At 64.7% G+C, this 23237-nt stretch carries 20 protein-coding genes; 6 read left to right on the top strand and 14 right to left on the bottom strand.

Annotated elements, in window-relative coordinates; all coding sequences use genetic code 11:
- The first annotated feature begins 27 nt into the window (after positions 1 to 27).
- From AC3WL2_RS24600 to AC3WL2_RS24585, 4 genes are all read left to right on the top strand, one after another.
- The gene (locus AC3WL2_RS24600; RefSeq protein WP_102685375.1) at positions 28 to 1266 is read left to right on the top strand and encodes an exonuclease SbcCD subunit D C-terminal domain-containing protein; all 1239 of its coding nucleotides are present in this window, start codon (positions 28 to 30) and stop codon (positions 1264 to 1266) included.
- On the top strand, positions 1263 to 4907 hold the full coding sequence (locus AC3WL2_RS24595) for an AAA family ATPase (RefSeq protein ID WP_102685374.1): 3645 nt from the start codon (positions 1263 to 1265) through the stop codon (positions 4905 to 4907). The genes AC3WL2_RS24600 and AC3WL2_RS24595 overlap by 4 nt, the downstream gene beginning before the upstream one ends.
- Positions 4904 to 5500, top strand: coding sequence for a glutathione S-transferase (locus AC3WL2_RS24590; protein WP_102685373.1), 597 nt, complete (start codon positions 4904 to 4906; stop codon positions 5498 to 5500). The genes AC3WL2_RS24595 and AC3WL2_RS24590 overlap by 4 nt, the downstream gene beginning before the upstream one ends.
- A gap of 325 nt (positions 5501 to 5825) precedes the next feature.
- Positions 5826 to 6557: a ribonuclease T2 family protein gene (locus tag AC3WL2_RS24585; protein ID WP_102685372.1), complete on the top strand. Its 732-nt coding sequence runs from the start codon at positions 5826 to 5828 to the stop codon at positions 6555 to 6557.
- Positions 6558 to 6594: 37 nt separating this feature from the next.
- On the opposite strand, the gene AC3WL2_RS24580 is transcribed toward AC3WL2_RS24585, so the two are convergent.
- The 11 genes from AC3WL2_RS24580 to AC3WL2_RS24530 form a co-directional block, all read right to left on the bottom strand.
- Entirely contained in the window at positions 6595 to 6774 is a 180-nt protein-coding gene (locus AC3WL2_RS24580) for a hypothetical protein (protein ID WP_102685371.1), read from the bottom strand.
- A gap of 232 nt (positions 6775 to 7006) precedes the next feature.
- Positions 7007 to 8137: a lactonase family protein gene (locus tag AC3WL2_RS24575; RefSeq protein ID WP_173862484.1), complete on the bottom strand. Its 1131-nt coding sequence runs from the start codon at positions 8135 to 8137 to the stop codon at positions 7007 to 7009.
- Complete coding sequence (locus AC3WL2_RS24570; protein ID WP_102685352.1) at positions 8103 to 8390, bottom strand: DUF5629 family protein; 288 nt, start codon at positions 8388 to 8390, stop codon at positions 8103 to 8105. Before AC3WL2_RS24570 ends, AC3WL2_RS24575 begins: the two co-directional genes overlap by 35 nt.
- Before the next feature lie 160 nt (positions 8391 to 8550).
- Positions 8551 to 10944 carry an efflux RND transporter permease subunit gene (locus AC3WL2_RS24565; RefSeq protein ID WP_102685351.1) on the bottom strand — a complete coding sequence of 798 codons (2394 nt, stop codon included), beginning with the start codon at positions 10942 to 10944 and terminating at the stop codon, positions 8551 to 8553.
- Entirely contained in the window at positions 10941 to 11957 is a 1017-nt protein-coding gene (locus AC3WL2_RS24560) for a WD40/YVTN/BNR-like repeat-containing protein (protein WP_102685350.1), read from the bottom strand. Before AC3WL2_RS24560 ends, AC3WL2_RS24565 begins: the two co-directional genes overlap by 4 nt.
- 267 nt (positions 11958 to 12224) lie before the next feature.
- Complete coding sequence (gene pepN, locus AC3WL2_RS24555; RefSeq protein ID WP_102685349.1) at positions 12225 to 14882, bottom strand: aminopeptidase N; 2658 nt, start codon at positions 14880 to 14882, stop codon at positions 12225 to 12227.
- A 13-nt stretch (positions 14883 to 14895) separates the two neighbouring features.
- Positions 14896 to 15726, bottom strand: coding sequence for a DUF2797 domain-containing protein (locus AC3WL2_RS24550; protein ID WP_102685348.1), 831 nt, complete (start codon positions 15724 to 15726; stop codon positions 14896 to 14898).
- A complete protein-coding gene (locus tag AC3WL2_RS24545; protein ID WP_011532970.1) occupies positions 15723 to 15983 on the bottom strand; it encodes a YeaC family protein in 261 nt (86 codons plus the stop codon). The genes AC3WL2_RS24550 and AC3WL2_RS24545 overlap by 4 nt, the downstream gene beginning before the upstream one ends.
- A gap of 13 nt (positions 15984 to 15996) precedes the next feature.
- On the bottom strand, positions 15997 to 16881 hold the full coding sequence (locus tag AC3WL2_RS24540) for a rhomboid family intramembrane serine protease (RefSeq protein ID WP_102685347.1): 885 nt from the start codon (positions 16879 to 16881) through the stop codon (positions 15997 to 15999).
- Positions 16878 to 17849 (bottom strand): metallophosphoesterase, encoded by a 972-nt coding sequence (locus AC3WL2_RS24535; protein WP_102685346.1) that lies wholly within the window; start codon positions 17847 to 17849, stop codon positions 16878 to 16880. The genes AC3WL2_RS24540 and AC3WL2_RS24535 overlap by 4 nt, the downstream gene beginning before the upstream one ends.
- A complete protein-coding gene (locus AC3WL2_RS24530) occupies positions 17849 to 18739 on the bottom strand; it encodes an NAD(+) kinase (protein ID WP_011532967.1) in 891 nt (296 codons plus the stop codon). Before AC3WL2_RS24530 ends, AC3WL2_RS24535 begins: the two co-directional genes overlap by 1 nt.
- Before the next feature lie 44 nt (positions 18740 to 18783).
- Between AC3WL2_RS24530 and AC3WL2_RS24525 the strand changes: the two genes are divergently transcribed.
- The gene (locus tag AC3WL2_RS24525) at positions 18784 to 19764 is read left to right on the top strand and encodes a DUF1853 family protein (RefSeq protein ID WP_102685345.1); all 981 of its coding nucleotides are present in this window, start codon (positions 18784 to 18786) and stop codon (positions 19762 to 19764) included.
- Positions 19765 to 19807: 43 nt separating this feature from the next.
- On the opposite strand, the gene AC3WL2_RS24520 is transcribed toward AC3WL2_RS24525, so the two are convergent.
- Positions 19808 to 21427 carry a WG repeat-containing protein gene (locus tag AC3WL2_RS24520; protein WP_102685344.1) on the bottom strand — a complete coding sequence of 540 codons (1620 nt, stop codon included), beginning with the start codon at positions 21425 to 21427 and terminating at the stop codon, positions 19808 to 19810.
- 175 nt (positions 21428 to 21602) lie between these two features.
- Between AC3WL2_RS24520 and AC3WL2_RS24515 the strand changes: the two genes are divergently transcribed.
- Positions 21603 to 22148: a cytochrome b gene (locus tag AC3WL2_RS24515; RefSeq protein WP_102685343.1), complete on the top strand. Its 546-nt coding sequence runs from the start codon at positions 21603 to 21605 to the stop codon at positions 22146 to 22148.
- Here the strand turns inward: AC3WL2_RS24515 and AC3WL2_RS24510 are convergent.
- Complete coding sequence (locus tag AC3WL2_RS24510; RefSeq protein ID WP_102685342.1) at positions 22139 to 23032, bottom strand: 1-aminocyclopropane-1-carboxylate deaminase/D-cysteine desulfhydrase; 894 nt, start codon at positions 23030 to 23032, stop codon at positions 22139 to 22141. The two genes, AC3WL2_RS24515 and AC3WL2_RS24510, sit on opposite strands and share 10 nt — an antisense overlap.
- A 9-nt stretch (positions 23033 to 23041) precedes the next feature.
- A partial coding sequence (locus tag AC3WL2_RS24505; protein ID WP_218277073.1) for a hypothetical protein occupies positions 23042 to 23237 on the bottom strand: 196 nt, incomplete at its 5' end.

Below are 23237 nucleotides of genomic sequence, written 5' to 3'. Positions count from 1 at the left end.
CCCTGCCGCTTACCCTACGGATCTTCCATGCGTCTGTTTCACACCTCCGACTGGCACCTGGGCCAGAGCCTGCACGGCCAGGAACGCGACTTCGAACACGCCTGCTTCCTCGACTGGCTGCTCGGCCAGTTGCGCTTGCGCCAGCCCGACGCGCTGCTGATCGCAGGCGACATCTTCGACACCGTCAATCCGCCGGTCAAAGCCCAGGAGCGCCTCTACGACTTCATCGTCCAGGCCCACGAGCAACAGCCCAAGCTGGATATCGTGATGATCGCTGGCAACCACGACTCCGGCTCGCGCATCGAGCTGCCGGCGCCACTGATGCGCCGCCTGCGCACCCACGCCCTGGGCCGCGTGCACTGGCTCGACGAAGGCCAGCTGGACGCCGAGCGCCTGCTGATCCCGCTGACCAACGCCCGCGGCAAGGTCGGCGCCTGGTGCCTGGCCCTGCCCTTCCTGCGTCCCGCCGAAGTCACCGGGCCGGCGCTGGGTGACGACTACCTGCAGGGCATCACCCAGGTCCACGAGCAGTTGATCGCGGCGGCGCAGAAGAAACGCAAGAAGGACCAGGCGCTGGTCGCCATCAGCCATGCGCACATGGCCGGCGGCAGCATCTCGGAAGACTCCGAACGCAGCCTGATCATCGGCAATGCCGAGGCGCTGCCAGCGCGGCTGTTCGACAAGGCCATCAGCTATGTCGCCCTGGGTCATCTGCACAAGCCGCAGAAGGTCAACCGCGAGGATCGCATCCGCTACAGCGGCGCGCCGATCCCGCTGTCGTTCGCCGAGATCAACTACCCGCACCAGGTGCTGGAAGTGGAGCTGGAGGGCACCGACCTGATCAGCGTCGAGCCGCGCCCGGTGCCGCGTGCCGTGGCCCTGCAGCGGGTCGGCCCGGCACCGCTGGGCGAGTTGCTCGGACAACTGGGGCAGTTGCCGGTGATCGACCTGCTCGAGGACCCCAACCGCCAACCCTGGCTGGAGGTGCGGGTAAGCCTGGACGAGCCGCAGCCCGACCTGCGCCAGCAGATCGAGACAGCCCTGCAGGGCAAGGCTGTGCGCCTGGTGCGCATCAGCGCCGAGTATGCCGGCGTCGGGCGCCAGGAGGAGGATGAACAAGCCTTTGTCGAACTGGCGCAGCTGACCCCGCAGGACCTGTTCGGCCGTGCCTGGCAGCAACAGTACGGCAACCCCGCCGACGAGCAGGCCCTGGCCGACTTTGCCGAGCTGCTGCAGGACGTGCTGCAAGAAGAGGAACGACCATGAAGATTCTCGCCATCCGCCTGAAGAACCTGGCCTCCCTTGCCGGCCCCCTCGACATCGACTTCACCGCCGAGCCCCTGGCCAGCGCCGGCCTGTTCGCCATCACCGGGCCGACCGGAGCCGGCAAGAGCACGCTGCTCGACGCCTTGTGCCTGGCCCTGTTCGGCAACGTGCCACGGCTGAATGATATCGCCCGGGAAGCCAAGGTGCCGGATGCCGACGGCGAGATCCCCACCTCCGATCCACGCAACCTGCTACGCCGAGGTACCGGCAGCGGCTTTGCCGAAGTGGATTTCATCGGCATCGACGGCTGTCGCTACCGTGCCCGCTGGGAAGCCAATCGCGCCCGCGAGAAAGCCACCGGCAAGCTGCAGAACAGCCGCCAGAGCCTCTACGACCTGGACAGCGAGCAGTTGCTGGGTAGTGGCAAGAACGAATACAAGCAACTGGTCGAGGCTCGCCTGGGCCTGAACTTCGAGCAGTTCACACGTGCAGTGATGCTCGCCCAGAGCGAGTTCGGCGCGTTCCTCAAGGCCGACGACCGTGAGCGCAGCGAGTTGCTGGAAAAGCTCACCAATACGGCGATCTACACCCGCCTCGGCCAGCGCGCGTTCAGCAAGGCTCGGGAAACCGGCGAGGTTCACAACGACCTGAAGAGACAGGCCGAGCACCTGCTGCCGATGGACGCCGAAGCCCGCGCCACCCTCGACCAGGAACTGGAACAGGCCCAGCAACAGTTCAAGGCCGACCAGGCGCGCCAGCGCCTGCTCGAGCAACAGCGCACCTGGTTCGAAGAACAGCAGCGCCTGCAGGTCCAGCACCATGAGGCCGGCACTGCCCTGCAAGCCGCCGAGCAGGCGTGGCAGCAACTGGCCGAGCAGCGCGTCGACCTGCAACGCCTGGAGCGCCTGGCGCCCCAGCGCCACCAATTCCATCGCCAACAGCACCTGGCCGCGCAACTGGCCCCGGTGAAGGCGGATATCGACCAGCAACAACGCCAGCAAAGCGATCTGCAGCAAAATATCGACACACAGCAGCAGGCCCTCGAGGCAGCCCGCCAGCACCTGGCCCGGCAGCAAGCCCTGCAAGGCGACAATGCACCGCGCCTGCGCCAGGCCTTCGCCGCTCAAGGTGACATCGCACGTCTGGACAAAGACCTCGCCGCGCAGCGCGAAGCCTGTAACCAGGCCGAGCAGGAGGCCAGCGCAGGACAGCAGCAACTGCAACAGCTGGAAGACCATCAGCAGCGCAGCCAGCAGCAGTTGTCGCAGATCGATGCCGCCCTGGCCGAAAGCCAGCACCTGGGCGGCCTCGCCGACGCCTGGCAGGCCTATCTGCCGCAACTCAAGCAGGTCATGCTGATCGGCGGCCGCCTGGCCAAGGGCCGCGAAGAGCTGCCCGGGCTGCAGGCCCAGGCCAGCCAGGCCAACGCCCAACTGCAAGCGCAACGCGAGCATTTCGAACTGCTGTTCCGCGAAGCCGGTGCCGAACCCCATGCGTTGGCCGAGCAGGTCGATCTGCTCGGCGCCATGCTCCAGGACAACCGCAAGCAACAGCGCGCCGTCGAAGAGCTGAGCCGCCTGCATGGCCGCGAGCAGGAACTGCGCCAGGCCATCGCCACCCTGCGTGAACGCCAGCAACAAGCCATGCAGCGGCGCCAGCAACTGATCGGCGAAGGCACCGCAGCCAAGGTCGAGCTGGAAAGCGCCGAGCAAGCGCTGACCCTCACCCGTCAATTGCTCGAGCGCCAGCGCCTGGCGCGCAACACCAGCGTCGAGGAGCTGCGCACGCAACTGCGCGACGGCGAGCCTTGCCCGGTCTGCGGTAGCGCCGAACACCCGTTCCACCAGCCCGAAGCGCTGCTGCACAGCCTTGGTCGGCACGACCAGGCCGAGGAAGAGGCGGCGCACAAGCAAGTCGAGCAGCTCAATGGCAAGCTGGTGGAACTGCGCACCGAACTGGGCGTGGTCAATGCCCAGCTCAAGGATTACCAGCAACAACAGCAGCAGCTCGGCGAGCAGTTGCAGCCTGTGACCGAACAGCTCCAGGCCCATGCCCTGTGGCCGGCGCTTGCCCCGCAGGACGACGCGGCCCGCGGCAAGTGGCTCGACGGCCAGTTACGTCGACTCGGCGAGGAAATCGAGCGCGACGAGAAACGCCAGGGCGCCCTGCTCGCCCTGCAGAAGGATGCCGCTCGCCTTACCCAGCAATTGCAGGCCGCAGGCGAAGCCCAGCAACAGGCGCAGCGTCACCTCGAGCAGCAGCACCAGGCCCTGGCCGCCGACGCCCAGCAACTGGAACAAAGCCTCGACGACCTGGGCAGCGTGCTGCCCCAGGACATTCTCCAGGCCCTGCGCGACGATCCGGCCAACGCCTTCCTCGGCCTCGACCAGCAGATCGCCCAGCGCCGCCAACAGCTCGACCGGCGCAAGGACGAGCAGGAAGAGCAACAGGCCCGACAAGTCCAGCTCGACAAGCTGCGCGACCAGCAACAGGCACGCCTGCAAGGGCAGCAGCAACTGCAACAGAAACTCGCCGCGTTGGACGCGCAACACCAGCAGGTCCGCGCCACCCTGGGCGAGCTGCTCGGTGAACAGCCCAGCGCCGAAGCCTGGCAACAGTACATGGACACCCAGCTGGAACAGGCGCGCAGCGCCGAGGCCGACTGCGCCCAGAAACTGCAAGCGCTGCACACCCAAAGCGTGCAGCTGGCCGCCGACCTCAAGGCCAACCAGCAGCGCCAACAGGCCCTGGAACAGGAGCATCAGCAGTTGCAGGGCGAGATCGCCCACTGGCGCAGCGCGCACCCTGAGCTGGACGATGCCGGCCTTGACCGCCTGCTGGCCATCGACGATGCCCAGCTCGGTGAACTGCGTCAGCACCTGCAAAGCGCGGAGAAGGCCATCGAGCAGGGCCGCGTGCTGCTTCAGGAGCGTGAACAACGCCTGCAGCAGCATGCCAGCCAGGCCCACGGCGAGTTGCCGGTGGAAGAACTGGAGCAAGCGCTAAGCGAGCTCCAGCAGCAGTTGGCTGTTCAAGAACAAAGCTGCGCCGAGCTACGCGCGCGCCAGGCCGACGACCAGCGCCGCCAGCACGCCAGCCAGGCCCTGGCCGAGCAGATCGCGCAGGCTTACCAGCAATGGCAGCGCTGGGCGCGGCTGAATGCGCTGATCGGCTCAGCCTCCGGCGATGTGTTCCGCAAGATCGCCCAGGGCTACAACCTCGACCTGCTGCTGCACCACGCCAACAGCCAGCTGCGCCAGTTGGCCAAACGCTACCGCCTCAAGCGTGGCGGCAGCGCCCTGGGCCTGCTGGTGCTGGACACCGAGATGGGCGACGAGCTGCGCTCGGTGCACTCGCTGTCGGGTGGCGAAACCTTCCTGGTCTCACTGGCCCTGGCTCTGGGCCTGGCGTCGATGGCCTCGAGCACCCTGCGCATCGAATCGCTGTTCATCGACGAAGGTTTCGGCAGCCTCGACCCCGAGTCGCTGCAACTGGCCATGGACGCCCTTGATGGCCTGCAGGCCCAGGGCCGCAAGGTGGCGGTAATCTCCCACGTGCAGGAGATGCACGAGCGCATCCCGGTGCAGATCAAGGTGCGTCGTCAGGGTAATGGCCTGAGCGATGTCGAGGTGTGCGGGTGATCCTCTACTCGTTCCGCCGCTGCCCCTGGGCCATGCGCGCACGCCTGGCGCTGCGCTACGCCGGGTGCGAGGTGCAGGTGGTCGAGGTAAAGATGAAGGAAAAGCCCGCCGCACTGCTGGCACTGTCGCCCAAGGGCACGGTGCCGGTGCTCGATAGCGGGAATGGCGTACTGGAGGAAAGCCTCGACATCATGCGCTGGGCGCTCGACCGACACGACCCCGATGACTGGCGCCTGCTGGCCGACCCGGCGGCGGCGCGCCAGGCCGAAGCGCTGATCGCCCGCAACGACAGCACGTTCAAGGCGCAGGTGAACCTGTACAAATATGCCGAGCGCTATCCCGAGCATTCCCGGGCCCACTACCGGGCACAGTCCGAACCCTGGCTGGCCGAGCTGGAAAGCCTGCTCGAAAACCGGCCTTGGCTGTTGGCCGACCACCCGTGCCTGGCCGACGCCGCCTTGCTGCCCTTGATGCGCCAGTTTGCCGGGGTCGAACCGCAATGGTTCGCCGAGGCGGCTTATCCGCGGCTGCGGAGCTGGCTTCAGGGCTGGCTGGGGTCATCCCTGTTCAAGGCCGTCATGGCGAAGCCATAGTGCCCCACGCGACACACTGCAGGCCGCAGGAAAAAGCGTCGTTCGCCCTGCGTTTTTTCCTGCGGTCCGCTACTCACAACGCCAGAATCGGCGCGGACATCAGCAACAGCACTACCGCCGTGATACGCCACATCATGCTCTGCCCCTTTGGCGAGTCAAAAATTTAGCGTCAAATTAAATCACATGGCCTTGTGATATCACCACGTTCTTTACACTTGCCCCGATGCACCTGTCATTTTTGCCAGTAGCCAAGCACTGATCGCGCTCCTACTAATGATGTATCAACTGCCACCAATACGTTGGCCGTATCAAGGAGGATAGACATATGCACGCGCGAGCAGCTCTTGTGGCACTGCTTTTAACAATGGGTCTTAATCACGCTTGGGGGGAAGATCTCAATGAGCGAGCGGGGCCTTCACTGAAGGACTTCCCCGTCGACTTCCTGGTCTATTCGGTTACCTGGCAACCTTCCTTTTGCCTGATGAATCCAAAGATGCCTGGATGCAATAGTCCTCCTAACGCTTTTCTGAGCCATGGCATCTGGCCCTACTCCAAAAGTGAAGGTGGGGCGTCTCCCATCACCAACCGTCATCCGCAGTTTTGCGAGGCTCCCTCCGGCTGCACCGGCAAGGCCTGCGTCATCTCTGACGAAGAAATGAACGAGATAATGACTATTCCCCGCCTGGCAAAACTGGTCACTTCCAATCCAGAAGGCATGTTTCGGCACGAATGGCGAAAACACGGCACCTGCTATGGTGGGACTATCAAGGATTACTTCAGCGATCTGGTGAGCCTGAGGAAAGTGGTGAGTTACGACAAAGAGAAACTCAGCAAGCTGATCGGTACCGAGGCATCATTTACCGTGATCAAGGATGCGTTTCCAAAAAACACGGCATTTCGCTGCTACCAGAGTGAGGGCAAGCAATACCTGCACGAAGTGTTCTATTTGATTGACCGCACCGGTAATCCGTACATCCTTGAATCGCCCTTGCAGATCGGCATCGCTTGCAACGAAGTACCGACACTCATGCCACCGGGCGCTCCAGTCGATCTTTGATGCAACGCCCACCTTTTGAAGGTGGGCGCCTGATTAATCAGAGGTGAGGCTTGTGATCAAGCGCCGCATAGAAATTGGCACTCTGCTGCAAGTATTTCTGGGTATAGCTCTGGACGCTGCTTTTACGCTCGGATATCTGCGACTGAGCATGAGCAGGTAGTACGACAGAGGCGGAAATGGCAGAGGCGGCGATAATCGGGAAAAGATTGAAGTTCATGCTGGCAGACCTCGACTTCGGTGGTTGACGTTGACCCGTCGTGGGCCCTGAGTCAAAACTTACGCCGATAGGTCCGCCTGTAAAAATTCATTGCGGCAGTAGCCATTATCATGGCCATTGATAATCAAGGCGGGAGGGCAACAACGTGGGAGCGGGCTTGCCCCGCGATCGCAGGGCCGGCCTCATCGCGGGGCAAGCCCGCTCCCACGCCGGAGGTTTTCAGCCCCTGCCATTATTCGAGGAACTTGAGGTCCGAAGGCGCCTGCTGCGCCAACTTCTGCACGGTGTCCCCCAGCTTGCCGCTGCGCGGATCGCGGCGCACGACCACGATCTGGTTGCTCTTCTGGTTCGCCACCAGCAGGTAGTTGCCACTGGGGTCGAGCGCGAATTCGCGGGGATGGTCGCCCTCCACCGACCGGCGCTGCACCAATCTCAGTTGGCCGTCATCCTTGCCTACCGCATACACCACGATCTCGTTGGCAGTGCCGCGATTGCTGACATAGAGGAAGCGGCCATCGGCCGACAGGTGCAGCCCGCCCGCGGCCCTGGCCGCTGCATCCTTGCTATCGGTCAGCGGCAAGCGCTGGCGCTCGGTCAGAGCACCGTCCTGCACATCGAATACCACCACCTCGGCGCTCATCTCCAGCGTCAGGTAGGCATGCCGGCCCTTGGCGTCGAACAGCAGATGACGCGGGCCACTGCCCGGTGGCAACGCCACCGACGGCGGAATCGCCGGGCTCAGCGGATGCTCGGGGCTGGCGCCGTCGTAGCGGTAGATGAACACCTTGTCCGCGCCCAGGTCGCTGGCATACAGGTGGCGGCCATCGGGCGACAGCACCAGCGAATGCACATGGGCACCGGCCTGGCGCTCGGGGTTGACCTTGCTTGGCGTGTGCCGGGCCTGCTGCACCACCGGCTTGAGCTTGCCGTCCCGGGCCACCGGGATCACCACCAGGCTGCCACCGGGGTCGGGAGCGACGGCGTAGTTGGCGACAAACAGGTAGCGCTGGTCATGGCTCAGGCTGGCGTGGGTCGGCTCGTCGCCCTGGCTGGGCACCTGGTTCAGCAGCTTGATCTCGCCCTTGCTGCCCAGCGAGAAGCTGCTGACATTGCCCTTGGGCGTTTCATTGACGGCGAACAGCTGGCGCTGGTCGGCAGACAGCACCAGCCACGAGGGGCTGACGCTCTTGACCACCTGCCGGGGCTTGGCGTCGATCTGGCCAGTGCGAGCGTCGAAGTCGTAGCGGTAGATCCCTTCGCTGCCGTTGTCGGTGTAGCTGCCCACCAGCAACGTGGCGGCCTGGGCGTTGACTGACAAAGCCATGAGGCTAGCGGTCAGCAGGCGTGTCCATTTCCTGTTCATCGTCTTCTTCATCCGGGGCACGAAAAGCACTCATACAGACTAGACGATGCTCGCCTTCATCAGTGGCCAAGCTCCAGTCGTCGCCCGCGCCATTGGCGGCAGCGATCTGCTCGGAGGTGAAGGTCCAGCGGCGCAGTTGGCGGCCGTCCATGCATTCGATGGTGAGGCCGGATTCGTCGAGGGTGAAGTCGAAGGCGTGCAGGCCGTCGATCAGGAGCATGTCGCAGGCTGCGAGGGCGGTGGCGAGGGTCATGGGGACATCCGGGAAATTGGGCAGTCATTATAGCCATGGGGCTGCTCCGCAGCCCAATCGCCGGCAAGCCGGCTCCCACAGAGATCGCGCCATCTTCAAGGCCAGCGCATACCTGTGGGCTTGCCGGCGATTGGGCCGCGCAGCGGCCCCTTGCTGAGGATCAATGGGCGAAGATCGACCCACCCTCCTTGCCCGCCAGTTTCTCTGGCTTGATCAGGAAGCGTGCCAGCGCCGGCAGCAGCCACAGGGCGCCGAACATGTTCCACAGCAGCATGAAGGTCAGCATCAGGCCCATGTCGGCCTGGAACTTGATCGCCGAGAAGATCCAGGTGCACACGCCGATGGCCAGGCACAGGCCGGTGAACAGCACCGCCTTGCCGGTGGAGCGCAGGGTCTCGTAGTAGGCCTCCTGCAACGGCAGGCCGGCGCGCAGGAAGCTCTCTAGGCGGCTGTAGATGTAGATGCCGTAGTCCACGCCGATGCCCACGCCCAGCGCCACCACCGGCAGCGTGGCGACCTTCACGCCAATGCCCATGAAGGCCATCAGCGCGTTGCCCAGTACCGAAGTCAGCACCAGCGGCAGGACGATGCACAAGGTCGCGGCGAACGAGCGGAAGGTGATCATGCACATTACCGCCACGCAGATGTACACGAGGATCAGGATGGTCAGCTCGGCCGACTTGATCACCTCGTTGGTGGCGGCCTCGATGCCAGCATTACCCGCCGCCAGGAGGAACTGCAGGCCGTCCTTGCTGTGGCTGTCGGCGAAGGCCTTGGCCGCGGCGGTGACCCGCTCCAGGGTCTCGGCCTTGTGGTCGTTGAGGAACACCAGCACTGGCGCCAGCGAACAGTCGGCGTTGTACAGGCCGTCGGCACGGGCGATGGAGTTGTTGAGGATGTCCGGGTTGCGCGACAGGGTTTCCCATTTCAGGCTGCCCTCGTTCATGCCCTTGATGACCTGCTTGGACACGGTCACCAGGGAGATGGTCGACTGCACCCCGGGGGTGTTGTCCATGGTCCACATCAACTCGTCGATCGGCGCCATGGTCGAGTGGATCGAACAGCTCTCGGCCGGGGTCTTGACCATGATCACCAGCACATCGGAACTGGTCGAGTAATTGCTGATGATGAAGCTGTTGTCCTGGTTGTAGCGCGAGTCCGGGCGCAGCTCCGGCGCGCCCTGGTCGAGGTCGCCGATCTTCAGGTTCTGGCTGTACCAGAGGCCGCCGCCGAAGGCCAGCAGCGCCAGCACCACCGATACCGGCGCCACCTTGGGGCTGGCGAAGTTGGACAGCAGGCGCCAGAACGGATGCTCGCGGGTCGCATCCTTCTTGCTGCGGGCGATGGCCTTCTGGCTGATGCCGACGTAGCTGATCGCCACCGGCAGCAGAATCAGGTTGGTGAACACGATCACCGCCACGCCGATCGAGGCGCCGATGGCCAACTCGCGGATCACCCCGATGTCGATGATCAGCAGGGTGATGAAGCCCACGGCGTCGGCGAGGATGGCGATCATCCCCGGCAGGAACAACTGGCGGAACGTGCGCCGCGCTGCGGTCAGGGCGTTGTCGGCGTCGCTGGACTGCAGGGCGATGCCGTTGATCTTCTGCACGCCATGAGAGATACCGATGGCGAAGATCAGGAACGGCACCAGCATCGAGTACGGGTCCAGGCCGAAGCCCACCGCATGCATCAGCCCCAGCTGCCAGACCACCGCCACCAGGGTGGTGATGAGCACGGCGATGGTGCTGCGGATGCACCAGGTGAACCAGTACAGCAGCGCCCAGGTGATCACCAGCGCCACGCCGAAGAACATCGCCACCATCACCAGCCCGTCGATCAGGTCACCGACCTTCTTCGCGAAACCGACGATGTGAATCTTCACGTTGGGGTTCTGTGCCTGGAACTTGTCGCGGATCTTCTCTTCCAGCTGGTGGGAGAACTGCTGGTAGTCGAGCTTGACCTGGCGCCCCGGATCCTGCGGGTCGGGATGGTTCTCCAACAGCGGGATGTCGATGATGCTGGATTTGAAATTGTTGGCCACCAGGCGCCCCACCTGGCCTGACTTGAGCACGTTGTCGCGCAGGGTGTCGAGGCTGTCCTGGGAGCCATTGTAGGTATTGGGGATCACCTCGCCGCCGGAGAAGCCCTCTTCGGTGACCTCGCTCCAGCGCACGCTCGGGCTCCACAGCGACTTGAGCCCGGCGCGGTCGACGCCGGGGATGTAGAACACCTCGTCATGGATCTGGCGCAGTGTCTCCATGTAGTCCTTGTCGAAGATGTCGCCATTGACCGCCTCCACCGAGACGCGCACGGTGTTGCCGAGGTTGGCCAGGTCGTTGCGGTGCTCCATCATCTGCTCGATGAACGGATGCTGCAGCGGGATCATCTTCTCGAAACTGGTGGACGGGCGGATCTGTGTGGCCTGCCAGAACAGGAACACACTCACCAGCAGGCAGATGGCGATGACCACGGGGCGGTTGTTGAAAATCAGGCGTTCCAGCAGGGTGGCCTTGTCCTTGTGCTGCATGTCGAAGCTCTCCCGGCTGGTCATGGACGCACCTCCTGGGTACCGTCGGCCGAGGCCAGGTGCACACCCCCTTGCCCGACCAGCAACAGACCGCCACCGCCCAGGCCACTCACACCCGACAGGGCGATGCGGTCGGCGCGGTTGCGCACACTGAAGGTCTGCCCGTCGTCATGGCTGCGCAGCACGCTGCCGCCATTGCCGACCAGCACCAGGCTGCCGTCCTCGAGAAGCGTAGCGCTTGCCAGGCCGAATTCGAGCGGCCCGCGTTCGGCCTTGAGTTCGATCGGCTGCCAGCTATCGCCGAAATCGGTGGAGCGGAACAGGTTGCCGCGCAGGCCGTAGGCCAACAGGGTGTTGGGCTGGGCGGTGCCGATCACACCGAACAGCGAGCCCTCGTAGGGGCCCTGCACCGTTGTCCAGCTCTGGCCGGCATCGCTGGAACGGAACATGCTGCCCTGCTCGCCGACGATGAACAGGCCAGCGTCCTTCACCTGGGTAATGGCGTTGAGGTGAAGCTGGTCGGGGTTGTCCAGGCGCTCGGCGACGTCCTGCCAGTGCTGGCCGCCATCGGTGGTCTCCAGCAGCGCGCCATAGGCGCCCACGGCAAAACCATGCTGCGCGTCGATGAAGCGCACGTCGAGCAAGGGCGCTTCGCGGGACAGGTCTTCGAACTGCTTGCTCCAGGTCGCGCCGCCGTCGTTGCTGGCGAGGATCTGGGCATCATGGCCGACCGCCCAGCCGCGCTTGTCGTCGAGGAAGAACACGGCGGTAAGCAGTTGCCGGGTGGGCACCCGGGCCTGGGTCCAGGTCTTGCCCTGGTCGTCGGAGAACAGGATATGGCCGCGATCGCCAACCACCACCAGGCGCTGGCCGGCGTGGGTGGCGCCGATCAACAGGCTCTGGCTGGCCTTGGCCGACTCCACCGAGTATTCCTCGGCGGCCACCGCCGCCTCGGCATTGCCGGCGCCGATGCCCAGCGCCAGTGCCAGCATCGCGCCTGCCGCCAGCCTGCGGCGTGGCGTAATCCGCTCTCTCATGACTGCCCCCTGTTGTGTTCTTGTGGTGGGTCAATCTATTGCCAGGCACTGCCGAAACCCCTGGTCCAGAGGCCTGGAATAGCTTCTGGCCATCGTATCGGGCTTGTCCGACAGAAAACAACGAGCGGGACGTTATGTTTTGTTAACCGTCAAACGCATCGCGGGGCAAGTCGGTTCGCCGCATCGCCGCTCCCACGCCGCACGAGGTATGGCGTGGGAGCGGCGATGCGGCGACCCGACTTGCCCCGCGATAGCGTTGGACCAGGCTTACGCCAAACTCTTGCTCACCACCTCGTACACATCGCTGGAGAGCGCACCGGACGCGAGGATCCGCTCCAGCTCGCCCTTCATCAGCGCCTGACGCTGGTCGTCATACTTGCGCCAGCGGGTCAGCGGCGCCAATTGACGCGAGGCGATCTGCGGGTTCAGCGCATTGAGCTCGATCACCAGATCCGCCAGGAAGCGATACCCCGAACCGTCAGCGGCATGGAAGTTGACCAAGTTCTGCCCGGCGAAACCACCGATCAGCGCGCGCACCTTGTTCGGGTTCTTCAGGGTGAAGGCCGGGTGCTGCATCAATGCCTTGACCCGCGCCAGGCCGCCCGGCAGGGTGCTGGCCGCCTGCACGCTGAACCACTGGTCCATGACCAGCGGGTTGTCCTTGAAGTGCTCGGAGAAGGCATCCAGGGCCTTGGCGCGCTCGGCCTCGAACGGCGAGTTGACCAGCACCGCCAGGGCGGTGAGACGCTCGGTCATGTTGTCGCAGTGCTCGTACTGCTCCAGGGTCGCCTCGAGCACCTGCGGCTTGCCGCTGAGCATCAGGTACGACAGCGCGATGTTCTGCAGGCTGCGGCGGGCGAAGTGCTCGGCCGAGGCCACGTAGGCGGTCTTGCGCGAGACCTCGCGGTTGGCCTGGTAGCGCGCCCACAGGGCACCGAACAGCTGTTCGGCGATCTGCCGGCGGGCGAACTCGCGGGCGGCGTGGATGGCATCCACATCGGCCACCTGGCTGATCTCGGTGAGGTAGGCCTCGCCCGGCAGCGAGAGCATCTCGGCGACCATGGCAGGGTCCAGCGACTCGTTGCCAATCACAGTGCCCAGGGCAGTGATCAGGCGCTGGTCGAGACACAGTGCTTCGCCACGCTGGTGCTGGCCGATCAGCTCCTGGAGCACCTGCACGGCCAACTGCTGCCCCGCTTCCCAGCGGTTGAAGCCATCGCTGTCGTGTTGCATGAGGAACATCAGCTGGTCGCGATCGTACGGGAAGCTCAGCTTGACCGGTGCGCTGAAGCCGCGCAGCAGCGACGGCAGCGGCTGGCTGGCAATACCTTCGAAGGTGAAGGTCTGCTCGGCTTCGGTCACCGACAGCACGCGGCTGGTGCCAGTGGCGGCGCTTTCGCCGGCCAGGCGCAACGGCAGGTCGTTACCTTGGGCATCCAGCAGGCCCAGCGCCACCGGGATCACGAACGGCAGTTTCTCAACCTGCCCCGGTGTCGGCGGGCAGCTCTGGCGGAAGGTCAGGCTGTAGCGCTGCGCGGCAGCGTCATAGGCCTCGCTGACCTCCAGGCGCGGGGTGCCGGCCTGGGTGTACCAGCGCTTGAACTGGGTCAGGTCGACACCGTTGGCGTCTTCCATGGCCTTGATGAAGTCGTCGGTGGTAACCGCCTGGCCATCATGGCGCTCGAAGTACAGGTCGCTACCCTTGCGGAAGCCCTCGGCCCCCAGCAGGGTGTGGACCATGCCGACCACCTCGGCGCCCTTCTCGTACACCGTCAGGGTGTAGAAGTTGGAGATCTCGATGAAACTGTCCGGGCGGATCGGGTGGGCCATGGGGCCGGCGTCTTCGGCGAACTGATGGGTACGCAGGTAGGCGACATCCTCGATGCGCTTGACCGTGCGCGAATTCATGTCGGCGCTGAACTCGGCATCGCGGAACACCGTGAAGCCTTCCTTGAGCGACAGCTGGAACCAGTCGCGGCAGGTCACGCGGTTGCCCGACCAGTTATGGAAGTACTCGTGGGCCACCACGCCCTCGACCCGCTGGTGGGCGGCGTCGGTTGCGGTCTCGGCGCGGGCCAGCACGCAGCTCGAGTTGAAGATGTTCAGGCCCTTGTTTTCCATGGCGCCCATGTTGAAGTCGTTGACCGCGACGATCATGAAGATGTCCAGGTCATATTCACGGCCATAGACTTCCTCGTCCCAGCGCATGGACTTCTTCAGGCTGACCATGGCGTGGTCGCACTTGTCGAGATTCTCTTCCTCGACATAGATACGCAGGGTCACGGCGCGGCCGGACTGGCGGGTGAACTCGCTCTCGACGCACCACAGGTCACCGGCTACCAGGGCAAACAGGTAGGCCGGCTTCTTGAACGGGTCTTCCCAGGTCGCCCAGTGGCGGCCATCCTCACCCGGGCCACTGCCCACCGGGTTGCCGTTGGACAGCAGCACCGGATAGCGATGCTGCTCGGCGATCACCGTGGTGGTGAAGGTGCTCATCACGTCCGGGCGGTCGAGGTAGTAGGTGATCTTGCGGAAGCCCTCGGCCTCGCACTGGGTGCAGAACATCTTGCCGGACTTGTACAGGCCTTCCAGCGCGGTGTTGCTTTCCGGGTGGATCTTCACGCTGGTATCCAGGGTGAAGCGTTCGGCCTTGGGATGCACGGTGAGGCTGTCGTCATCGAGCTGGTAGTCGTTGGCGCCCAGCGCCTGGTCGTCCAGCTGCACACTCAGCAGCTCCAGGTGCTGGCCATCGAGCACCAGCGGCGGCAGGCCGGTGCCGCGCTCGGGGTTGCGGCGCATGACCAGCTGCGCATGGACCAGGCTGTGGTCCTCGAACAGTTCGAAGGTCAGGTGGGTCTCGTCGATCAGGTACTCGGGGGCCTGATAGTCCTTGAGGTAGATCACTTGCGGTTGTTCGGTACGCATGGTGACGATCCTTTTACTGGAGCACGGCCAGCTGGTAGGCCGTGTACTTGCGAATGTTGATCACGCCGGTGTCGAAAATCAGGTACTGGCCCTTGATGCCCAGCAGCGTGCCTTCCACGACGGGATCCTTGTCGAGGTTGAAGCTGACGATCTTTTTCGGGTAGGCCTCGACCGGGTAGCGCATCTGCACCACCTCGGCGTCGGGCAGCGGCTGGATGGCCTGCAGGCCGAAGCGCTCCTGCAGCCCACGGATACCGTCGGCGCAGGCGTCGAAGATCTGCTCGCGGATGGCCGGCAGGTCGAGCACCTCGGCGTCGCCTTTGAGCAGCGCGCGCCAGTTGGTGCGGTCCGGCACCTGGCTGCGCAGCACATCCTCGACCAGCCCGGATTGCTGGCGGGTGGCCACGCGCATGATCGGCAGCGCCTGGCTGGCGCCCTGGTCGAGCCAGCGGGTGGGCAGCTGGGTGGCTCGGGTGATGCCGACCTTGATGCCCGACGAGTTGGCCAGGTACACCACGTGGTCGGTCATGCAGAACTGCTCGCCCCACGACGGCTCGCGGCAGGTGCCGGCGTCGTAGTGGCAGCGTTCCGGGGCCATGATGCACACATCGCACTGAGCCAGCTTGGTCATGCACGGATAGCAGTAGCCCTGGCTGAAGCTGGTCTTGGTGCGTTTGCCGCAATGGCTGCAGTGGATCGCGCCGAGGTACTCCAGGCGGATCGACTGGCCGATCAGCGGGTTGACCGGCACCTCGGTGTCATCCAGGCGGAAACTGTATTGAACGACCGGTGCGTCCAGGCGCACCGCCATCTTGCTCAGAGAGCCACGAGCGAGTTCGATCAATGTACCGAGTCCGACTTGAAGAGGATGTTGGCGATCGGCGCCGACTTCGAGGCGCATTCCTGCGGGCCCATGTAGCCGGTGCGCTGCTCTTCGGGGAGGTTCTTCATTTCCCAGGCGATCACCGCCTGCAGCGACAGCTCCTTCTGCTCAGCGGTCAGCTTGCGGCCGTCGGACCATTTGCCGATCTCCACGGCCGTCTTCAGGCTCTCGTAGATCTCGGGGGTGATGTTTTCGATCATTTGCGCGAACGTGGACATGCTGTCTCCTCAGTCAGGCGGTCAGTTTACGCCTCGCCAGCGCGCCACCCAAGAGCCCCGTCAGGCATCCGATGAGCAACCCGCCGACATGGGCGGCGTTGGCTATCTGGCCGAAGCCGAGCTGGCCGACCACGCCGCTCAGGCAGATCACCAGCCAGATCAGCATCATCACCAGCACGCCCTTGGGCAGGTTGAACTGCGGGTTCGGCGCCAGCCACTGGTACAGCCAGACATGCCCGAGCAAGCCGTAGAGCACGCCAGACAGCCCGCCGAACAGGCTCGGCCCGCTGGTGAAATGCTGAGCCAGGTTGGACACCAGACTGAACAACAGTGTCAGCCCCAGCAACATCCACGGCCCCTGGCGCAGCTCAATGCGCTTGCCCAGCTCCCAGTACCACAGGCCGTTCATGGCCAGGTGCAGCACGCCGAAATGCAACAGCATCGGCGACACCAGTCGCCACCACTGGCCTTCGGCGAGGCCCTGGAGCAAGGGGGTGAAGTACAGGTAGTCGCCCTGCACCTTGAACGACAGGAAGGTGAACCAGCCGATGGTCGAGAGGTTGTCACCCAGGCCGGTCACCCCGGCGACCACCAGGCTCAGGATCAGTACCGCGGCGGTGACCTTGCAGGCCAGGGCCTGCTCCTTCAGCGAAGGCGCCGCCGGGGCGGTCGGCATGCCAGCGTCCACAGGTTCGGGCATGGCTTCAAGGTCGGCATTGCCCTCAGGGAAGCGTCGATAGAGTTCCAGTACTTCGTGGGCCATGGCCGGCGGCGCCCAGAGCACCTGTTCCTCGCCCTCCTCCACCACCCGGTGCGGCACCTGCAGACGACGCAGCAGGGCGACGAAACCGCTGAGATCGACCGCCAGCGGCAGGCGCAGCACTTCGACCACGTTCATTGGCTGGCCTGCGGGCGGTCGACATCGACCCAGACAAACTTGTGCGGGTCGATGCGGGTCTCGTCGTCCAGGCGGTAGGCCGCGAGCTTGCCGTAGAGCACGGCGCTGTAGTCCAGGCAGGCCAGGTTGTCGCGGATCGGCGCCGGCCGACCACTGCGCCAGTAATGGCCGACGAACAGCAACGGTTCGTCCTCGGCATAGCGCAGCAGGGCGTTCTTCTGGCTGTGGCTGAGCGGCGTGCGGGCCACCTCGTCGGGTAGCGCATCGGGCTGAAACACGATGTCGCCGTAGGTCTGCGGGTCCTCTTCCCAGAACTTGGTGCGGAAGAAGGCGCGGGTCAGGCCGTCGCCGCCGGTCAGGGTCAGGCCGTCCGGCAGGCGCATGTCGGTGCCGCGCAGCAGGCGGTTGCACACTGTCGAGGCGAAGCTGCCGGACACTGCCGAGGCCTGCACGAAGTGCTCGTCGATGCAGCCCGTGGGGTACTGCTGACGCAACGGCTCGATCAGCCGTGGGTCCCAGCAGGCATGCACAAGGCGGAAGCGGCCTGCGTCGACGAACAACGGCAGCTCATAGAACCACTGGATGAAATCGTGCCAGTCGCCGGGGTGCTGGGCGAACTGGGTAAGGGTCTCGTCGATCAGCCGGGCATGGCGCGGGGTATGGTCGCGCACGAAGGCCTTGCCACTGCCCGGCAACGCCGGGGTGACCCAGCCCAGGGCGTTGTACTCATGGTTGCCCATGATGCAGAACGCCTGGCCGGCCTCGACCATGTCATGAACGATGTGCAGCGCCTCGCGGATGCGTGGGCCACGGTCGACGATGTCGCCCAGGAACAACGCCTGGCGCCGCGGATGCCGCCAGACCCCGCCGATGCGCTTGTAGCCGAGGGCGTCGAGCAAGCGTTCGAGGGTGAGCGCGCAACCGTGCACGTCACCGATGATGTCGAAACTGCGCGCCGGATCGAGCATCAGTCGTCCCTGCCGCCCAGGCGGCTGCCCCAGCCGAGCTTGGTGCGGCAGACCTCGTAGTAGTTGTGGTCCAGCGGGTGGATCAGGCGCAGCTTCTGCGGTTTCTTGCTCACGGTGATGGTGTCGCCCGGGGCGCAGGTGAAATGGTTCTGGCCGTCGCAGGAAACCTGCGGGTAGATCTGCAGGTCCTTGGACACGACGATCTTCAGCTCGCTGTTGCCGTCGACCACGATCGGCCGGCCGGACAACGTATGCGGGTACATCGGCACGATGACGATGGCATCCAGCTTGGGGTGCATGATCGGGCCGCCGGCGGACAGCGCGTAGGCGGTGGAGCCGGTCGGGGTGGCGACGATCAGGCCGTCGGCCTTCTGGCTGCAGACGAACTGGCCGTCAATGTAGATCTCGAACTCGATCATCCGCGTCGACTTGCCCGGGTGCAGCACCACGTCGTTGAGCGCGTCGCCCTGGCCGATGGCCTCGTTGTGACGACGCACCTCGGCCTGCAGCAGGAAACGGTTCTCCACCAGGTAATGGCCGTCGAGCACCTCGGCGACCTTCTCCTCCAGCTCGTCGGGGCGGATATCGGTGAGGAAACCCAGGTTGCCGCGGTTGATCCCCAGCACCGGGATATTGTGACGGGCCAGGGCACGGGCGGCGCCGAGCAGGCTGCCGTCGCCGCCAACCACGATGACCAGGTCGCAGACCTCGCCCAGCAGCTTGCGCGTGGAGGTCTGCAGGCCGTGGCCGGGCAGGACTTCGGCAATGGTGTCCTCGAGAATCACGTGCAGGTGGCGCTCGAGGAGAAATTTTTTCAGTCGGCGAATGGTGTCGAGCACCTGGGAGCTGCCAAGGCGTCCGATGATACCGATATTGCGAAATTGCTCCATGGTGCTCCTGCAAGGCTCTGCGGCGGGGTGACAATGCCGGGATTATGGGCGAAAGGACCGGCCAGCGGCAAACCGGCTATGCTCGCAGGATGACGCCCTTCGCCGATCTCGAGCCCCTGCCCCGCCAGCTGCGCCACCCTGCCGTGCGCGACCTGGCCTGGGCGCTGCTGTCGCCCCCGCTGCTGGCGCAGGCCGGCTGCCCCCAGCGCCACCCGCTGCAGGGCAGCGCCTGGGCCGATGATCCGCAGCGCCTGGGCCAATGGCTCGTGACGCTCGACCAGGAGCCTGCGCCGCTGCTGGACTGGCTGGCACGCCTGAACAGCCGGCGGCTGGGCCTGTACTACGAAAGCCTGTGGCAGTTCGCCCTGCAGCAGGCACCGGGTATCGAGCTGCTGGCGGCCAACCTGGCGATCCGCGACGGCGGGCACACCCTGGGCGAGCTGGACATTCTGCTGCGTGACCGCGAAGGCGATCATCATCTGGAGCTGGCCATCAAGCTCTACCTGGGACCGCCTAGCGGCGACGGTGGCGACCCAGGCCTCTGGCTCGGCCCCGGTTGCCATGATCGGCTGGGACGCAAGCTGGCACACCTGGTGCACCACCAGCTGCCCATGTCGAGCGGACCGCAGAGTCACACTGTGCTGGCCGGATTGGGTCTGGACCGGGTGCAAGCCCACCTGTGGCTTGGCGGCTACCTGTTCTACCCACGGTCGGGGCAGACCCGTCCACCTGACGGGGCCAACCCCCGGCACTTGCGCGGTGGCTGGCTGCGCCAATCTGAATGGAGCGAAGCCGATAACGGATGCTGGCAGCCCCTGCCACGCCAGGCATGGCTGGCGCCAGCGCGCTTTGAAGCACAGGCCTGCTGGAACGCAACGCGCTTCACCGCCTGGCGGCAAGGGCTGGAACCCGATGCCCACGCACACTTGCTGTGCAGAGTGGAGGAACAGGCGGACGGAACGTGGGAAGAGGTCGAACGGATGTTCCTGGTGGCCGACAACTGGCCGCACCTCCCCCCACGCTGAAGCAGCACCCGCTGCCGATTCACCGGCGACGGGTGCTCAAGCGTCAGGACGCCTCGGCCACCGGCTCAGGCGCCGGGCAATGGGCCTGGGCATCCTTCGGCCACAGCACCTGGCCCTTGCCATCGACCACCTGTTCCGCGCCACAGGGCAAACGATTGGTGTCGAACACCACGCTGCCATCCAGACGATACAGGGCGCGCAGCGTGCGCACGGCGTCATCGCCATTGCCCTCGACTCGATAGGCGAAGATCGCGCCACGCGCCTCGTCGACTTCCAGGTCCTGCCATTTGGCGGGCACCAGCAGCTTGCCATCGATGTCGTACAGCGCGCGCAGGGTATCCGAATTGCTGCCCTCGGCAGCCAGCAGGTGGCGGCCATCGGCCAACAGCTTGAACGACACGAACTGTTCCGGCTGAACCAGCACTTTGCCCTGCTCGTCCATCAGGCCCACGGTATCGGTTTCACTCGGCATACTGAGGAGCATCACCGTCTTCTTCGGCGATTTCAGCTCGGTGAAGGCATAGCGCTTGGGCGCAACCACGCCGATCTGCTTGTATATGGGCTGGAACACGACCTTCCCCTGGTCCAGGTCGATGGTTCCGTAGGTTGCCAGGAACATGTTCTGCAGCTTGCCGATATGGTTGAAACCCGGGCGATGGCCACTCATACCGAGCAGGCCAATACCCGCATCGCCGATCGAGTCGTACTCGGGCTCGATCAGCCATTTGCCGTCATGCCCGATCATCCCGGCCTTGCCGCGGTCTTCGCCGGTGCGCTGCAACTGCACCATGCCGCCAACCTTGCCGAACGTCTCGCAGTTCTGGTATTGCGCCTCGATGACGACCTTGCCTTGATAATCCAGGTAGCCACAAGGTTTGTCGTAACCATCCCTGAAGGCCACCAGACCACCGCCTGGCGTGCCCAGCCAACCCTTGTCGAGCGCAATCACCAGGTTGCCGGAGGCATCAGCCAGCCCCTTGCCCGCGCCGCCTTCGCGGGTGACCACCAGATATCCGTCAGCCGCGCTGACAATGGTGTCGAAGTCCAGCTTGCGCAACACCTTGGTCTGGAGGTTGTATCCCCAGCTCTCGCCTTGCCGCTCGGCCAGCACCCAGTTGCCACGCTTTGCGAAATCCTCGCGCACGTACAGCGAGTCGAACACCGCTTCGCTGACCTTCTCGCCCTGAGGCGTGAGGATGCCGCGCAGTTCGTCGATCTCATAGACGATGAAGTCGTTGTCACCTCCGACATAGACAGTGTCGAAGATGGCCGGCTGGACTTCCTTGCCCTGCTCATCCATTACTCCGACCTTGCCATTGCGGACGTAGCCGAACAGGCCAGGGGTCAAGGTGTAGAGCTCATCGGTGAGGTCGGCGCGAATCACCTGCTTGCCGTCACCACTTGCCAGGTGCCAGTAGTCGCCACGTCCGAAGATGAAGGCGTTGGTGAAGGCTTGGGTGTAGATCTGGGTGAACTCGCTGCCTGGGGCGACTCGAAATGCGCCGTTCTGGTCCAGCACCGCGCACTCGTCGTTCACGCACAGTGGAATGGTCAGCGCGGCAATCGGTGGAGTCTTGACCGCCGGGGCTTGCTCGCAGCCGGCGAGCAGCAGGGACAGGGCGCCAAACAGCGCTACCCGAGGGGTGGAGATGAGGCGTTTCATTGACACAGGATCCTTGTGCGATGGAGATCGGGTGCAGGCCCAAAGCCATTACCCAGGCCCGTTGTGTCGGCCATGATTGATAGATCTGAAGCAAACACATTTCCACGCCAGCGATTAGAGTTAGGGGCAGGCGCCATCAAGAGCGCTCTTTCCGACCTGATGACGAGGACCCACCATGGTTTCATCCACTCCTGCGGCCCACTACGCGCGCCTGTCGATCGCCCTGCACTGGCTGATGCTGGTGCTGCTGGCCGCCGTCTACGCCTGCATCGAGCTGCGCGGCCTGTTCCCCAAGGGCAGCGCCGAACGCGACCTGATGAAAGACCTGCACTTCATGCTCGGGCTGACGGTGTTCGTGCTGGTCTGGCTGCGCCTGGCCATGCGCCTGTCGCGCCCCACGCCGCCGATCGTGCCCAAGCCACCAGCCTGGCAGACCGGCCTGTCGCACCTGGTGCACCTGCTGCTGTACCTGATGATGATCGGCCTGCCGCTGGCCGGCTGGGCAATCCTCAGCGCCGCCGACAAGCCGATCCCGTTCTATGGCCTGGATCTGCCGGCCATCGTCGCCCCGGATCCGGACCTGAGCAAGTTCATCAAGGGCTGGCATGAACGCATCGGCAGCTGGGGGTACTGGCTGATCGGCCTGCACGCACTGGCCGGGCTTTATCATCACTACGTGCGGCGTGACAACACCCTGCTGCGCATGCTGCCCTACAAGTAACCGCGTCGTCCCTGCAGGCCTCCGGTATGCAGGAATACCAGGCGGGTGCCGGGAGCGAAATGCCCGGCCTCGACCCGGTCGCGCAGGGCCAGCAGGGCCTTGCCGGTGTAGAGCGCCTCCAGCGGCATGCCGGTTTGCCGTTCGGTGTCGGCGATGAACGCCAGCAGTGCGTCGTCGATACGGGCAAAGCCGCCACGGCTGGCGTCGTGCAATTGGTAGGCGTGCACGCCCGCCAGCGCTGCGACGGTTTCCGGTACACCGTGGTCAAGGGGCACGGCCAGGGCGCCATGGACCACATGTCTGCCCGCCTCCTCCAGCACCATTCCGGCCAAGGTCGTGCCGGTGCCTGCCGCCAGCCACCAGGCGTCGTAGTCCGTCCAGCCGAGCGTTGCCAACTGCGCCCGGCATTGCGCGACGATCAAACCGCAGCCCTGCGCGCCAGCTTGGCCGCCACCGCCTTCAGGGATGCAGTGCCAACCCGGGTAGCGGGCCTGCCAAGGCTCCCAGAAACCGGGTTCATGGCGATTGCGGTAGCCGCCGAAACCGAGCCAAAACAGCTCCATGCCCAGGGCTCGCAGGTCTCGCACCGTCGGTGTGTCCTGGGGGTGGCCACGCAATAGCCCGACAGTGGCGAAGCCGAAGCGCTTGCCAGCCGCCGCCAGGGCATGAAGATGGTTGGAATGGTTACCCCCCAGGCTGATCAGGCCCGGTGCATCGGCCTTGCGCGCCTGGAGCAGGTGATGACGCAGCTTGAACCATTTGTTGCCGCTGATCAGCGGGTCGATCAGGTCCAGGCGCAGGACCGCAGCTTCGATTCCTGCGTGGCGTAACCAAGATAGGTCGAGGCGTTGCAGGGGGGCTTGGGGGAGAGAAAAATCAGACATGGAGGCAGTTTATCTGATTGCCCAGATGCAAATGTGCTGCTCGTTGCCGTTGCCGTTGCCGTTGCCGTTGCCGTTGCCGTTGCCGTTGCCGTTGCCGTTGCCGATCAGGAGTCTAGCGCCATACCCAGCTAGCGACAGCTGCGTCAGCCCAGGCGCCGCCCGTAACTTCGCGACTTCAGGAGGCCGAACGCAGGTCTTGCGGAGG

The sequence above is a fragment of the Pseudomonas sp. FW305-96 genome (assembly GCF_058783825.1).
Note: the sequence above shows the minus strand (reverse complement) of the source record. Positions and strands in the feature narration are given on the sequence as shown.